Origin of the sequence: Ruegeria atlantica, assembly GCF_013032455.1 — a bacterium.
In the GTDB taxonomy this organism is placed as follows: domain Bacteria; phylum Pseudomonadota; class Alphaproteobacteria; order Rhodobacterales; family Rhodobacteraceae; genus Ruegeria; species Ruegeria atlantica_B.
Genome location: NZ_WQCF01000001.1, coordinates 160803 through 175089, shown reverse-complemented (window position 1 = coordinate 175089; position 14287 = coordinate 160803). Strand labels below are relative to the sequence as shown.

General features: G+C 50.4%; 16 protein-coding genes. 7 read left to right on the top strand and 9 right to left on the bottom strand.

The window, feature by feature from the left end:
- Positions 1 to 36 precede the first annotated feature (36 nt).
- Both trmFO and GOW93_RS00865 read right to left on the bottom strand, forming a co-directional pair.
- A complete protein-coding gene (gene trmFO, locus GOW93_RS00870; protein ID WP_170381181.1) occupies positions 37 to 1377 on the bottom strand; it encodes a methylenetetrahydrofolate--tRNA-(uracil(54)-C(5))-methyltransferase (FADH(2)-oxidizing) TrmFO in 1341 nt (446 codons plus the stop codon).
- 250 nt (positions 1378 to 1627) lie between these two features.
- On the bottom strand, positions 1628 to 2413 hold the full coding sequence (locus GOW93_RS00865) for an enoyl-CoA hydratase (protein ID WP_170381180.1): 786 nt from the start codon (positions 2411 to 2413) through the stop codon (positions 1628 to 1630).
- 58 nt (positions 2414 to 2471) lie between these two features.
- Between GOW93_RS00865 and GOW93_RS00860 the strand changes: the two genes are divergently transcribed.
- A complete protein-coding gene (locus tag GOW93_RS00860) occupies positions 2472 to 2915 on the top strand; it encodes a PaaI family thioesterase (RefSeq protein WP_170381179.1) in 444 nt (147 codons plus the stop codon).
- Between the two features lie 55 nt (positions 2916 to 2970).
- On the opposite strand, the gene GOW93_RS00855 is transcribed toward GOW93_RS00860, so the two are convergent.
- A complete protein-coding gene (locus GOW93_RS00855) occupies positions 2971 to 3198 on the bottom strand; it encodes a DUF1127 domain-containing protein (protein ID WP_170381178.1) in 228 nt (75 codons plus the stop codon).
- 99 nt (positions 3199 to 3297) lie between these two features.
- On the opposite strand from GOW93_RS00855, the gene GOW93_RS00850 reads away from it, so the two are divergent.
- The 5 genes from GOW93_RS00850 (at position 3298) to GOW93_RS00830 (ending at position 8600) form a co-directional block, all read left to right on the top strand.
- On the top strand, positions 3298 to 4701 hold the full coding sequence (locus GOW93_RS00850; protein WP_170381177.1) for a PLP-dependent aminotransferase family protein: 1404 nt from the start codon (positions 3298 to 3300) through the stop codon (positions 4699 to 4701).
- Positions 4702 to 4864: 163 nt separating this feature from the next.
- Positions 4865 to 5323: a 50S ribosomal protein L13 gene (rplM, locus tag GOW93_RS00845; protein ID WP_039536983.1), complete on the top strand. Its 459-nt coding sequence runs from the start codon at positions 4865 to 4867 to the stop codon at positions 5321 to 5323.
- A gap of 6 nt (positions 5324 to 5329) precedes the next feature.
- On the top strand, positions 5330 to 5815 hold the full coding sequence (rpsI, locus tag GOW93_RS00840) for a 30S ribosomal protein S9 (protein ID WP_170381176.1): 486 nt from the start codon (positions 5330 to 5332) through the stop codon (positions 5813 to 5815).
- A gap of 163 nt (positions 5816 to 5978) precedes the next feature.
- Positions 5979 to 7088 (top strand): hypothetical protein, encoded by a 1110-nt coding sequence (locus tag GOW93_RS00835; RefSeq protein ID WP_170381175.1) that lies wholly within the window; start codon positions 5979 to 5981, stop codon positions 7086 to 7088.
- Between the two features lie 18 nt (positions 7089 to 7106).
- Positions 7107 to 8600 carry a site-specific integrase gene (locus tag GOW93_RS00830; protein WP_170381174.1) on the top strand — a complete coding sequence of 498 codons (1494 nt, stop codon included), beginning with the start codon at positions 7107 to 7109 and terminating at the stop codon, positions 8598 to 8600.
- Here the strand turns inward: GOW93_RS00830 and GOW93_RS00825 are convergent.
- From GOW93_RS00825 to GOW93_RS00800, 6 genes are all read right to left on the bottom strand, one after another.
- Positions 8597 to 8977 (bottom strand): hypothetical protein, encoded by a 381-nt coding sequence (locus GOW93_RS00825; protein ID WP_170381173.1) that lies wholly within the window; start codon positions 8975 to 8977, stop codon positions 8597 to 8599. The two genes, GOW93_RS00830 and GOW93_RS00825, sit on opposite strands and share 4 nt — an antisense overlap.
- A 380-nt stretch (positions 8978 to 9357) precedes the next feature.
- Positions 9358 to 11175: an RNA-directed DNA polymerase gene (locus tag GOW93_RS00820; RefSeq protein ID WP_170381172.1), complete on the bottom strand. Its 1818-nt coding sequence runs from the start codon at positions 11173 to 11175 to the stop codon at positions 9358 to 9360.
- Positions 11176 to 11287: 112 nt separating this feature from the next.
- Complete coding sequence (locus GOW93_RS00815; protein WP_170381171.1) at positions 11288 to 11860, bottom strand: tyrosine-type recombinase/integrase; 573 nt, start codon at positions 11858 to 11860, stop codon at positions 11288 to 11290.
- 149 nt (positions 11861 to 12009) lie between these two features.
- On the bottom strand, positions 12010 to 12309 hold the full coding sequence (locus GOW93_RS00810) for a hypothetical protein (protein ID WP_170381170.1): 300 nt from the start codon (positions 12307 to 12309) through the stop codon (positions 12010 to 12012).
- A 158-nt stretch (positions 12310 to 12467) separates the two neighbouring features.
- On the bottom strand, positions 12468 to 13055 hold the full coding sequence (locus tag GOW93_RS00805) for a hypothetical protein (RefSeq protein ID WP_170381169.1): 588 nt from the start codon (positions 13053 to 13055) through the stop codon (positions 12468 to 12470).
- Positions 13039 to 13350, bottom strand: a complete 312-nt coding sequence (locus GOW93_RS00800; protein ID WP_170381168.1) for a hypothetical protein — start codon at positions 13348 to 13350, stop codon at positions 13039 to 13041. The genes GOW93_RS00805 and GOW93_RS00800 overlap by 17 nt, the downstream gene beginning before the upstream one ends.
- A 239-nt stretch (positions 13351 to 13589) precedes the next feature.
- Between GOW93_RS00800 and GOW93_RS00795 the strand changes: the two genes are divergently transcribed.
- A complete protein-coding gene (locus GOW93_RS00795) occupies positions 13590 to 14018 on the top strand; it encodes a hypothetical protein (RefSeq protein WP_170381167.1) in 429 nt (142 codons plus the stop codon).
- The last annotated feature ends 269 nt before the right edge of the window (positions 14019 to 14287 follow it).

Genomic DNA, 14287 nt, shown 5'->3' with positions numbered 1-14287 from the left:
CACCAATGGTAAGCCGCCTCACCCTAAAGCGTCCAGTCAACTGTGCTCCAACCACTTCTTCCATTCGGCCTTGGCCCGATCCGTGTAGGCCTTGTAGCGATCTTTACGGCCACGACGACCACCTTTCAGTCCGTCAACGGGGCGGAACAGTCCGAAATTTACGTTCATGGGTTGAAAAGTTTTAGCCTCGGCACCACCAGTAATGTGGTGGATCAGAGCCCCCATGGCACTGTCCTGCGGTACTTCGGGCAATTCGCGCCCAAGAATCTCAGCTGCGGCCAAACGACCGGCCAACAAACCCATGGCTGCGCTTTCGACATAACCTTCAACGCCGGTGATTTGACCGGCAAAACGGATATTCGGCTTGGACTTCAAACGCATCTGTGCGTCCAGCAATGTAGGCGAGTTGATGAACGTATTGCGGTGGATGCCGCCCAGCCGAGCAAAGCTGGCATTCTCAAGGCCGGGGATCATTCGAAACACATCGGTTTGGGCGCCATATTTCATCTTGGTTTGAAAGCCCACGATGTTGAACAGCGTGCCAAGCGCATTGTCCCGGCGCAATTGCACTACGGCATGAGGTTTGACGTCCGGCTGGTGAGGGTTGGTCAGGCCGACGGGTTTCATTGGGCCGTGGCGTAGGGTTTCTCGCCCACGTTCCGACATTACCTCGATTGGTAGACAACCGTCGAAATAACCCGCAGTTTCGCCCTCGTGGAACTCGGTCTTGTCGGCGGCCAGCAGGGCGTCGATGAACGCCTCGTATTGGTCGCGATCCATGGGGCAGTTCAGATAGGCGGTACGCTCTTCCTCGGTCTCACCCTTGTCATAGCGTGATTGCATCCAGGCTTTGCTCATGTCGATGCTATCGGCATAAACGATTGGGGCAATGGCATCGAAAAAGGCCAGAGATTCTGCACCGGTTTCCGCACGAATAGATTCACCAAGTGCTGATGACGTCAGAGGGCCAGTGGCAACGATCCAATGCCCATCGTCGGGCAGGGTGGTGATCTCTTCTCCGGTAATTTCGACTCGGGGATGGTTGCGAAGTTTGGCAGTGACGGCTTCGGCGAACGGATCACGATCAACCGCCAGCGCACCACCGGCAGGCAGGCGATAGGCATCAGCAGTGGTCATGATCAAGCCGTCCGCCGCGCGCATTTCCCAATGCAACAAGCCAACAGCGTTCTGTTCGTCGTCATCGGAGCGGAACGAATTCGAACACACCATCTCGGCCAAATTGCCTGTCTGGTGCGCAAAGGTACCAACCTTGGGCCGCATTTCATGGATGACTACATCCACGCCCATTTCCGCCGCCTGCCAGGCAGCCTCGGACCCGGCCATGCCGCCGCCCACGATATGCAATTTCTGTGTCATGCGCTGCCACATAGGACACGGCATCGCACAACGCAACATAGTGCGTAAGGATTATGAAATCAGGGAATTTTGGGGTCGCCGCTGCGGGAACGTCGATGCCGGTGAGAGAAACCAGCAGGAGGGACCTTCCGCCTACGGCGACCCAAAAGTGTCTGCAGAGCCTTAGCTCTGTCCCAGCTTTGCCACAGTGTTGCCGTTTTGAAAAGCGCTAAATTGAGAACAATCCCGAGAACTGTTTACAATAATTGACTTATTGACGCCAGTTTGGCGGTCGCTTTTCGATAAACGCGGATATTCCTTCTTCCGTATCCCGATGCAGCATGTTCTGCGCCATCACCGCGCCGGTATAGTCGTAGGCCTGCTCAATCGGCATTTCTAGTTGTTCATAAAATGCCTGCTTTCCGATTTTGACGGCCGACCCCAGCTTGGCTGCAACTTGCTCTGCAAGCGCTGTAGTCTCATGTTCCAACAACATTTCCGGCACCACGCGATTGACCAGCCCGAGTTCCGCGGCATTTTCAGCCGAGATGAAATCCCCTGTTGTCAGCATCTCGAACGCGTGCTTTCTAGGAATGTTCCGGGTCAGAGCAACCATAGGGGTTGAGCAGAACAGGCCGATATTTACTCCGTTCACGCCGAAACGGGTGCCTTCCGCTGCAACAGCCAGATCACAGGTTGCGACAAGTTGGCATCCTGCCGCTGTCGCAATGCCATGTACCTGTGCGATGACGGGTTGGGGTAGGGACCTGATAGACAGCATCACTTGCGTACATCTCGCGAACAGATCCTGGAAATAGGCCTTTCCGCCGTCCTCGGCCTGTCGACCCGCCGTCATTTGCTTCAGGTCATGGCCGGCACAAAACGCGTTGCCTTCACCCCGCAGGATTACTGCCCTGATAGAGCTGTCACTCCGCAAGATATCGAACTCGGTTTGAAGGGCACTCAACATTTCATCGCTCAGCGCATTCAGGCGATCAGGCGCATTCATTTTTAGTGTGGCTACCGCGCCCGTGTCGTTACGTTCCAGAATTGCCATCTTGCTCTCCGTTCCGATGTCAGGCCAACTCTAGGACGGTGAACCAAGGAGGGAAAGCATGTCATTGGCAATGAACCGGGAAGAGCTGATGGAATACATGAAACAGATCTTTCCGCAGGTTCATCAGGACTTTGTCGTTGAAGAGTTGACTGACGAAACGATCGTAATGCGATTGGTCGTTGAAGACAGGCATCTGCGCCCCGGAGGAACTGTGTCCGGCCCGTCCATTTTTGGATTGGCGGATGTAAGTGTCTACGCAATGGTCCTGGCGCGCAAAGGTCGCCAGTCCTTGGCTGTAACCACGAACAGCTCGCTGGATTTTCTCCGCAAACCAATTGGCGGACGGGACATGATTGCACGTTGTCGCTTGCTGAAACTTGGTCGCACGCTTGCGGTTGGGGATGTGCTCATGTTTTCCGAGGGGGCAAGCGAGCCCGTTGCACGGGCTACAATGACCTATTCCCTTCCACCGGAAGGCTCTGCAGCCGCAGCTTTCGGATAAAAAAAGGCCGGGCGATGCCCGGCCAGGAAGAGGTCCCATCTAGGGACTGGGGAAATTAGCTCCGCCAAAATGGGCGGGTGAATTCCTGACGTGCCTGATATCGTGTCAGGCCGACATCTTTCAGAAGCCTGTCATCCAGTTTTGACAAATTGATACGGCTGCGGCGTTGGCGTTCCCACTTGGTGACTTTTGCCGCAAACTGCACGGCCAGCGCAGCGATCAGCGGCAGCCGAGGGCTGTCGTTCAGCAGCAAAAGGGCGGGTGTGTGCATTGCGCGTGTCATAGTGGGTATCCTTTCAAATTGTATTGACACAAAGCTAACATGTTCGGTACATAAGCTTGATACATTCCGAATTGTGTCAAAAGCAAAGGAAGAATTGTAATGGATACAATTTGGCCAGAGGCGCTGCCAAAGTCTAAGGGCCCTAAATACACTCTGGTTGCCGATACGATCCGAAAAGCAATTGAAAACAAGATGCTGGAGGTCGGTACCAAGCTGCCTCCGGTCCGAGAATTGGCGTATCGACTGCAGATTACTCCGGGTACCGTCGCACGAGCGTACACGATTCTAACGGATGAAGGATTGTTACAAGCCGAGGTCGGGCGTGGTACATTTGTCGCCCCCCCGAAATCCCCAATACTGGATGATGTTTGGGCCAGACAGCTTCACCTGCGCGATGACAAATACAACGCGAATGTCAGCCTTTTCAGCCCACGTCTGGCGGATGTGGGGCAGGTGGCGTTGATCCGCGAGTGCTTGCAGAAGGTGTCGCAGGCCGATCCCGGGCTCTTTCTAAATTATCCGACCCGAGATGCGTACCAACCGATGCGACAGGCCGTGGTTGATTGGTTGTCAGACCTGCCTTTGGGTGCGATTTCGCATGATGATATTGTACTCACACATGGCGGTCAGAATGGGCTGTGTCTGGTGTTTCAGACGATATTAAGCGGTGCCAAGCCCGTGGTTTTGGTCGAAGACCTGTCTTATGCGGGCTTTCGCAGAGCAGGTGAGTTGATGCGCGCCGACGTCGTTGGCGTCAAAATGGACAAATGGGGCATCGATCCAGACGCGATGGAGCATGTGCTGCGCCAAACTCAAGCGCAAGCTATCTGCGTTTCACCTGAGGTTCAGAATCCCACCGGAGCGCACACCCCACTTAAACGTCGCAAAGAAGTCGTTGAAGTCGCTCGCCGATTTGATTTGCAGATTGTCGAGGACGATTGCTATCGCATGGGCGACGCGCGCGAGCCCAGCTATCGCGCCCTTGCACCTGAACGAGGCTGGCATGTGTCCTCCATCTCAAAAACCCTCACGCCTGCGTTGCGTGTCGGTTTCGCGATCGCACCACGAGAAAGAAGCGTCGATTTGCGGCGTTCGGCCGAATACGGGTATTTCGGGCTTGCCCAACCTCTGGCAGAGCTTACCCGGTTGCTTCTGTCCGATCCCAGAACACGTCAGATCGCGAAAGATGTCCGTATCAAAATGGGTGAGTACGTGCGGGTTGCAGTCAATGCTTTGGGCGGCTTTGATCTAAACTGGGCGCCCGACGTTCCTTTCGTCTGGTTACACTTGCCGTCGGGTTGGCGCGCTGCGGCCTTTAGTAGAGCGGCTGAGCGTGAAGGAATACAATTGCGTTCGGCCGATGAGTTCGCCTTGCGTGACGGGCGTGCGCCGAACGCTGTGCGCATTGCCATGAACGGGCATGTTTCACTGGAACGGTTCGAGGACGCGATGCAGCGGTTGCGCTCTCTTTTGGATAATCCGCCCGAGCAAATCAGCGTTTGAGTGTGGGGTAAAATAATACCTATTTTTTAACTAACTGAAATACAACAATTTAAAAGCGTTTAGAGTTATTGACCTGCGCATCGCGCCCCTCTAAATACGCTCCATCGAATTCGGGCCGCTCTGTCGTTGGGCGGTCTTTCACATCAAACAGGACTATCCTGCCATGAAAACCTTTTCTGCAACACCTGCAGACATCGACAAGAAATGGATCCTGATCGACGCCGAGGGCGTTGTTCTGGGCCGTCTTGCCTCGATCGTCGCCATGCGCCTGCGTGGCAAGCACAAAGCGTCGTTCACCCCGAACATGGACATGGGCGACAATGTCATCGTGATCAACGCTGACAAAATCCAGATGACCGGCAAGAAGCGCGAAGAGAACTTCTACTGGCACACTGGTCACCCGGGCGGCATCAAGTCGCGCACCAAGCAGCAGATCCTCGAGGGTGCACACCCCGAGCGCGTCGTGACCCAGGCGGTCAAGCGCATGCTGCCGGGCAACCGTCTGGCGCGTCAGCAGATGACCAACCTGCGCGTTTACGCTGGTGCCGAGCATCCCCACGAGGCGCAAGCGCCCGAAGTTCTGGACGTTAAGTCCATGAACAAGAAAAACACCCGGAGCTAATGACCGATGGCTGATCAGATCAATACTCTCGAAGAGCTGAGCGCCGTCGCAGGCGTTGAAACCGTAGCCGAAGAAGTCGTCGTACGTGAACCCGTACGTGACGAGCTGGGCCGCTCCTACGCCACCGGCAAGCGTAAAGACGCTGTTGCCCGCGTTTGGATCAAGCCGGGTTCCGGCAAGGTCACCGTGAACGGCAAGGATCAGGACAAGTACTTTGCTCGTCCCGTTCTGCAGCTGATCCTGCGCCAGCCGTTCCAGGTTGCCGGTGTTGAAGGCGAATTCGACGTTGTAGCAACTGTCAAAGGCGGTGGCCTGACCGGTCAGGCCGGTGCGGTCAAGCACGGCATCTCGAAAGCGCTGCAACTGTACGATCCCAACCTGCGTGGCGCGCTGAAAGCTGCTGGCTTCCTGACCCGCGACAGCCGCGTTGTGGAACGTAAGAAATACGGTAAGCGCAAAGCGCGTCGTTCGTTCCAGTTCTCCAAGCGCTAACGCAGAACGAGTTAAAAACTCAATTAAAACAAACGGTCGCAAGAAATTGCGACCGTTTTTCTTTGTTAGCAGTTTATCAGCATTATACTGATATCATTGACGTCTTGGTTTAGCGAAATTAGCATATTTTTAGCAATTTTGGCATTTGGGAACAAAAGCACTAATGGATACGGTTATTCGCAACGGTTCACTCACAGTTATTCTGATACTAGTTTGGATGTCACTGCCAGCGAACGGTGAACCTCTGAAAAACCTTGTGACTAACCAACAACAAAAAGTAATTCAGCAGTTTATCAATTGGCATACGTCTGGTGCAGGGGAGAATAAGCATCTGAGTGGAACTCGTGAACATCTGACGAGACAAACAGAGATCGCAACAGCATTTTCGCAACTGCCCTATGTTTCTGCGAGCGATCCAATGAAAAACGGGATCGCCGCAGAATATAAATTCGTACGAGAAGTATTTGGCAGTTCTGCACGTTACGAAGCAGCAGAACGTGGACGTGCCATAGAAAACTGGCGATGTGTTTTCAAGGGGGCGGGGCTTCAGACTAAAAATGGCGGATGGTTGGTTAGCGAGTTTCGCTTCCCCGAATACATTGATCCAGAGTACAATATTCCTGCGTTCAGTTGTATCACACCGTACCACAATAGGCAGGGAAGAGTTGCGCTTAGTAAACTCTTAGAACGAGGAGCAAGCTCCTTTGTTGGCGTAGGAGCAACTGCTGGCTATTTTCCATTGCGAATTTATACCAAGAAAGGTTTCACCAAGACAACTGGGCTTAAGAGAGTGTATTTGAACGACTTCGTCGAGGTCCAAGGTGTAGTGTCCTGTGCAATTGGCAGAGACCTTGGGTGCGGCATAGCCGCCAAGTCAATTCGCTTCCTTGATCCAGGTAGTGTAACTGACGAGGAAACGAGAACTCACGTTCCTTCAGCCAATCCAAACGATGTCTGCTCTCAACCTGAATTTTCGGCACGGGTAATAGCGGTTGCTGAAAGAGTTTTTAGCAAGATGTTTGAAGGCGATGGTGCTTATTCTATGGTTTCATGTGAATACAGCAATGACGTCTACGACATTAAAATAATTGGGGCTTTGGGGGGCGAGACACGAACTATTGGCATTGATACCAGCGAGTGGATTTTTGCCTTTCATTCTAGGTCTGTTGAAGACCCATTTAGCTCTCCTAATCAACATTTATGTAGCAACGAGAATACTGGGCAGGCGTATATCAGCAACGACGTGTCCACTGGTTATTTCAGTTGCCGTTAAAAATGAAGCGCGACCCAAATGGCATATTACGAAAATAGGCAAGAACACTACGGTGGCGCACTTGTGTTGTTTCAACGCAACCTGTCTGTCGCCGTGCCCAACTCCAAAACGCATCGCGCCGCAAACTGGTACATGCGGCTAAAGATTGCTGGGCATAAAGGCTACATCACGCGCAGCACAAAGTTGGCAAAGTATGAGGAAGCGTTTGTGTTTGCGCAGTCTGAGTTCCTGCGTTTGCAGCAAGCGGCAAGGCTTGGGCACAGCTTGGACGAGTATACGTTTGAAAAACATTGGAACGATTGGTACGAGCGCAACTTGCGTGGCGGCACTTGGAAAGAAGAACGTGCGCTTTGGCACAAGCGCTACTTCAACCGCTATTTTAAAGAATACTTCTCGCACGCTGACAGCACGTCAATGCTGCTTAATGACATCACTCCCCAATTTGCACATGGGTATTGGGACTGGCGGAAAGCTTACTGGCTGACAGACAAGGGTACGAAACTGCGTAACTACAACCCTAAACGACGTGGCAGCAAGACAAGCGGCACTGCAAATGCAAAGGATATTCCAGCGGTCAAAACGCTGCAGATGGAGCAAAGCGCTCTTAATCAAATCTTCTACGACGCATTCGAACGCGGGCGCACACAACAGGTATTTAAGCTACGAGTTGCAGAACGTGGACAAACACCAAACAGGCGTGCTGGCTTTGATACCGGTAAAGAATATGCGGTGTTGGTACGCAATCTACGCAGTTATCGGGATTGCGTTGGGCGTTTTGCAAGCACGGGCTTGAATGCATGGCACAAACTGCAACGTGCGCAGCTTTCCTACTTCATCATGTTCCTGCTGCACAGTGGTATGCGCGTAGGTGAATCGCGGGGTATGAAGTGGAGCGACGTGAAGCTGGACGAAGAAGTAGATGGCGAAGAAGAGCGCATTGCTGAAGTCCGCGTAAGTAAGGCAACGAAGAAGAATGAAGTGCGCTATGTGCAAACCCAGCCAAGCGCCAACAAAGCGCTCAAAGACTGGTTTGAAGTCACGCCATTTAAAGAGCGTAACGACTGGGTGTGGTTTGGGCAGAAGCGCGATGCAGATGGCAAGTCGCAGCAGATTGGTGATCTAAATAAAAGCTTCCAGCAGTACCTGCGAGCCATTGACTTTGACGGTAGGAAAGATGGCTTGCTGTTGAACAGGGACGGCGAAAAACGCAGCTTGTATAGCCTACGGCACACGTATGCGACACAGCGCTTGGAGAAGGGCGACGTGAGCATCTACGACTTAGCGATAAATATGGGCTGCAAGGTCAAGCAGATAGAGACGCATTATTCGCACGTTGTCTCAAAGCAGCGCAGGCAGCAAATAACGCAGACAAGGCACAAAAAGAAAAGCCGCGCTGCTGAAGGCGCTGCTTTGAACGATGATGCGTTTTTTAGCGAGATTCGGCGCCGCTACAATGCTGGGGAGATAAGCGACGCTGCGTTTTTGGAGCTTGTGAAGAGCGCGGGTAGTTAGGCGATTTTGTTGTAATACTCTTCAACGCTGTAAGCATTGCCAACTAGCGGCAAACTTCTGAGCTGCATATTAACAAAAATCTCAGAGAACATGTCATATAGTGTGAAGTCTTCATCGTAGTAGAACTTGCCGTTGAAACTCTCTTTGAAATCACTTGGCAATGGACCATTTTCCTTACACCAAGTGTCTGTCCAGTTCGCAGCAGTTGAAATTTTCCACACGTCTTGAGTGTCTAGTCCGTTCTGGCAAAGACACATAAATGCTTGTAATTGGATCTGATTGAGCATTTCGTCGTAGCTAACCCCATCAGTATCAATTTCGATGTCAAACATTACTTGTGTGTGGCGTTTGAAGCTAACGATGTAATTTACGTTCATTCTGGTTCCTTTAACATTGTTTCGAATGAGCAAGCTGTTCAATCAACTTACTTAATAAACATACCTCAAAACACCGGATTTGTCAAAATTGATAACCCATAAAGCATTGATATATATGATAAATTACTGATTTTTACGCTTGGACAAGTGATTGATTTGGAAGGAGACTTTTTTGAATTTTTTGCGTTTTTTTTTCGAGAATAATCGCATTGCGCTGCTTGCTCTCGTATAAGCCCATGTAGCGTGTGGCGCACGCCTATGACGCGGACACAGATGTGCGGCAATATTGTCCATGCTCTGGCTTGTTATGGGATGACGACACCGGAAATAAAAGGCTGATCAAGAAGTTCCACCACGAATAGACATGGTGCCGTTAGCAACTAAAATCCCATGTTCGAAAAAAAAGGGTCTTTCTTCAACGCCGGATGTCTTTTGTGCATTTTGGGGGTCAGCGCGCTGCTTTTTGGGTTTCGAGCCGCAGCGAGCAAGACCAAGACCTTCGGATAATAGATTTCTTGTGGAAAAGACCTGTTTTTGGCATCAAGGTACGCCTTCAAAGACACACTGTAAGTAGACGCACTTGATGTTTCGAGCATGTAATTTAGGACGTCGTACGCATCCTCGCTGTCAATTTCATTGATTATTCCGTGGTATGACGACCAGTCTGCACCTTGCCCGATAAACACTGGGGAAATACCGGCTGCCGCGCGTGACAGCCAATAATCACTCGATATCCGTTCTTTGTTTTTTGCCAACAAATCAAGGATTGAACTGCGAGGTAAGAATTTACTGGCAACAAATATCGCGCTGTGAAGCCCGATGTCACTCTGGGACGCAGCAATTTGGCAATATTCGTTGGCTAACGATATACATCGGGCAGTTTTTCGAAATTTCGCGTGAAGCATGTATCCTGCAGTATCAACTAACGATGCATCGTCTACGAAGCGACCACTGCGAAGAATTTTCAAAATTTCGGCAAGATTACTGTTGTTTTTATTCGAGCTTCCCAAGTAACGCAGTGCAGTTGAGCGCATTCCTGGCTCGTTCCTGACTAGCCAGAGAAGGTCCTGCTCAGGCACTTTCCCGCCGCATTGATACAGAAGGCTTAGAATGTACTTGTGAATTTTGGAGCCGTTTCCAGCATTGAAACGCGATTTCTCGCCCGGTCCACTAAATGGTGTGCGACATAGCCAGAGCTCGTACAGCGAAACCAACAGTTGGCGCGTCCAGTTGAGGTGCCTGCCTTTTTCTATGATGGTTTCGAAGCGAGCCAGTAGTAAGTTTTCTGCAACGCAAAAGTGTCTGTATGCGTCCTTTTGGGATAAGATTTTGGTCTTAGAAGAATTTAACCTCAGTTGCCTCGATTGGAGCGTGAGATCTACGTCGCGGATTACGCGTTTAGCAGCAGGGATGGACTCAACGCCAATATCCATATCATCCATGAAGCGAGCATAGTTTGAAATCGCCGAGCTTTCACATACCCGATCCACTTCATAGAGCATTGCGTTTGCCAAAACACGCGTTGCCGTTGTTTCAATCTGCGGCATACCAACTTGGGTGAGGGGCATAAAATCTGGCGTCCAAGTCAGTCGGTTTAGTACATAAATCAAAAGGTCCAATGTTGCTTCCCGAATGTCCGCGAGGGAAGCGACTATGTTTCGCAAGTGCTGGAAGTTTATGAAATCATAGAAGTTGGCAACGTCCGTAACGATAATAAACTTGTTTTCTTTGGCGAACCCTAAAACTGCCTTTTGAAATTTTTTCCAGCTAGCAAATGAGCCGTACTCAAAATCACTTTGCTTGAAGCCCTTCACAAAGCTGCCATCGTCAGGTTCAAAAAAAGCTGATGAACTGGGCGCCTTCTTCTTCAGTTCAAAGTACACAGACCTCGAAAGCCGCTCCAAAACCAAAAGATCACGTGGATGGATCAGGGTCATTTGCCGGCACAGTCCACGAGACTTTTCAGCTAGATATCTTTTGGGCTGCCGGACGCTGTAGCTGCCCCCGGTCACTTCGCGTCGAATTTTTGAAGCTAGATTGTCGATGTCGTCGTTGATATCCCGATACTCAATGGCATCGAAAATCAGCTGCTTTCGAAGTTGTGCTCTAACTCGCTTCTTCCATTCTTCCTTTAAATTCTTTGGGTAGAAAACGTCGTTTAGGTCGGGCGAAAGAAACTTAAACTTAGGTGATTGCAAAGAGGCTGGACTCCTTAGAAACTCTTTGTAATCAGTACCACTTGGGCATGAGTAAGCAAGTCAGGTTCTTGTTCCGGATGTGGCGCAAGAGGCTCAAGTTTACATGAAAGAGCTAAATTAGTTCTATGGCATTCCGCAGCTTGCTCTCGTTGTAATCTATGTAGCGCTGCGTGGTGCTAATGTCTTTGTGGCGCGCTAGAGCCTGTATAACGCGCACGTTCACGCCCTTGTCCGCAAGCTCGGTCAAAAACTGCCTGCGCCCGCTGTGTGAGCTAGCACCCTTGATGCCTGCTGCCGCATAAAATTTGGCAAATAGGTTCACTATTGTCTGCGGGCTAAACCCGCCGCGCTTAGCACTGAAGAACAGCAGTGCATCAGGCTTGCTAGTGTGACGAGGGTAGGTAGTCGCATATGCTTTAAGTGCCTTGTGCAGTCTTTTGCTGACAAGAACTGTTCCTGATTCATCTCCTTTGGTCTGTGTCGATGCCAGATAAACTGTGTCGCGTGGGTTGCCGCTGGCATCAAAAGCATCGCCGACTTTCAGTGCTGCAATCTCACATGCACGCAACCCAGCAAAAAAGCTGAATGCGAAAATGGCGCGGTTGCGAGCACTGTAGCGATGAGCGTCTATGACTGCATAAACGCGTTTCTTTTCCGCTTGTGTCAGTAGCTTTGCTTGTTTCATATCTTAGCCTAAATGTGTGGTTTCATTGTAATTCATTGTAAAACCACACATTTTGCCAAGCGATCGAAAAAGGCGCTGGCGCTAAGTGTTTGAGATCAAATACTGTTCAATATAAATGTTGTAGATTGTAGAAAGTATAACATTGCGGGCTACCCGTTTGCGCAAGCTGCAATCTCAGCAATCTTATGTTTGTGCAGCAAGTAGTCACTCAGCAATTGCTCCACTTCTTCCAGTCCGCGTTTTCCCTTGCTGTCGCTGCGCTCAGCAAGTCTTACGCGCGTTTGCGCCAAGCAGTTAATTGCAGCATCAACGCTAAAGTCTTGTCCTGCGTGTTTTTGCCAAGCAAACCAGTTCCTGTTTTTCCTGCACCAAGTCCTGCTTAGCTCTTCTGCCGTTTCAATCTCGTCAATCTCAAGTAGCTTCATGTATGTATAGCTCATCAATTTCATGTCATTTTACCTTTGTTCGAAAACTTCGTTTGTTTTGAGTTGTTTGGAATTGGCAAAAACTAACGATTAGCTACAAACAGCGTTTGTAACTTCCAGCGTTTCCGCCCTTTGCGCATCATCAAGCTTTGCCGTGTTTCAGCGCGCGCAGTATACGTCTGCTATGTCTGTCCCAGTGCGTTGCACTCATCCGCACTCCAATCAAAGTCGACTGCCCCTAAATCGTGCAATCGCAGCAACCTACGCAGTTGCGCCAAGTTGCGATAGCTCAGTGGATTGCGTGGTGGAGGATTGAGCGATGACGCAGATAAACAAATGCTGTCAGCGCCCAGCTTTCCATATTCATGCAAAACGTAGGCGGACGCAGCCTTGTTACTGCGCACAGCGTCAATCTGTGTTTCTTCAGCACTTATTGTCCACTTGTTCATCTTTGCCCACTGCAGCCTAGCCAGTTCTGCATACAGCTTTGGGTTGCTGTTTGGCTTGGCTAGAAAATGGTAGTGAAGGTTCGCGCCGCTGGTACCCAAGTGCTTAAAAACAAGCCTCTTGTGCCGCATCCCAACATTTTCAACCGCTTTGCCGTAGTACGCTCTATCAAGCGCGTTCAAACAGTTGCGCACCGTTTGCTCGCCACGCGCTTCGTTCGTCGCGGTACCATCGAAAAATTTCAGTGTTCCAAAAACAGTAAAGCCCTGTTGTTCAATCCAGTGCCGTAACTGGTGCCATGCCTTGTTATCTGCGTAGTTCATTTTTCTTCGTCACTTGTACTGGCTTGATAGGAGCTTTTGGGCTAGCGGCGTTTGTCTTGCGCACGAGCTCGCCTCGCACTTTTTTAGCGTTTTGTTGCTGTCGTTTGTCCTTTGCGCATTTTGGCTTGTTGCCAAACTCAGCTAACTTCTGTCGTATCCCGCTTTTGTGCCGCAGCATTTGCCGCAGCAGCACAAGAGCCATATCAACCGCTGCGTCTTGTTCGCCGTCGTCAAGTTCTAAATATCCAGCGAATGCCAACTCAAGCTGCTGTTGTACGTGATTCAAATTTGCCATGTATAATACCTTCAAGGTATTTACTCTTTGGGGACAAAGGTTTGAGCAGTGGACCGATGATTTAGCGAAGTTTTTTTGGAGCAAGATGCTTTGCTTGCTGAGGTAGGAGGCAGCAAAGCGACAAAGCCGCGCTGTCTGCTGCAATTGTGACTTTTAGTGCGCCGCATAGTGCTCTGAAAATAGGTCGTAAATTAAAACAGAAGACAGCAGACTTGTGCGACAACACAAGGAGCAATGAAGTGACCATCTTATCCAAACTTACCGTTAAATCCGTCACTCGCGTCATCAAGCAAGACCCAGTGCAGCAGCGCAGGGAAAAGCTGGTTGCTGGCATTGACGAGCAGATGAAGGTCGTGGCGGCAGCTACTAAGGGTGAAAGCTACGAGGTTGCTAAAAAGACCTGGGCGAAGAACGAGCAGGGCGAGAAGGTGCTTGTTGAAAGGATGCGCGCAGTGCGTGCGTGGTTCTTTGAACAAGACGGTGGTTGGTATGTGCAATGTAAGTATGGGAGCAGGGCGCTTACACTTGGCAAGGGCAACGCTGTATTTGTGAAAACGCTGCAAGATGTGCAAGACGCATTAGCTACGCTGAAGGATGCAACGAAAGCTGGTGAGCTTGACGAAGCCATTGAAAAGATGATGAAAAAGCGGAACAATAAGGCTACTTGAACAAGTGGTGATTGTTAGCAGAGCGATAGCAGAAATTTACGTTTCTGCGTAAATTATTGATATATATTGGATAATTAAACCTTACGAATAGCCAAGCGTTAATCGCTACTCGAACTACAAAGTTCAAAGGGCTCGCTTCTGCGAGCCCTTTTTCTTTATTCAACCTCTGTCAATGTAGTCGAGTGGTGACGTTTGGATCGACTGGCCGCTGTGTTTAAGGATAGTGGAAAGCATGACCTGGGGCAGGGCAATCGTAAACTTTCCTTATG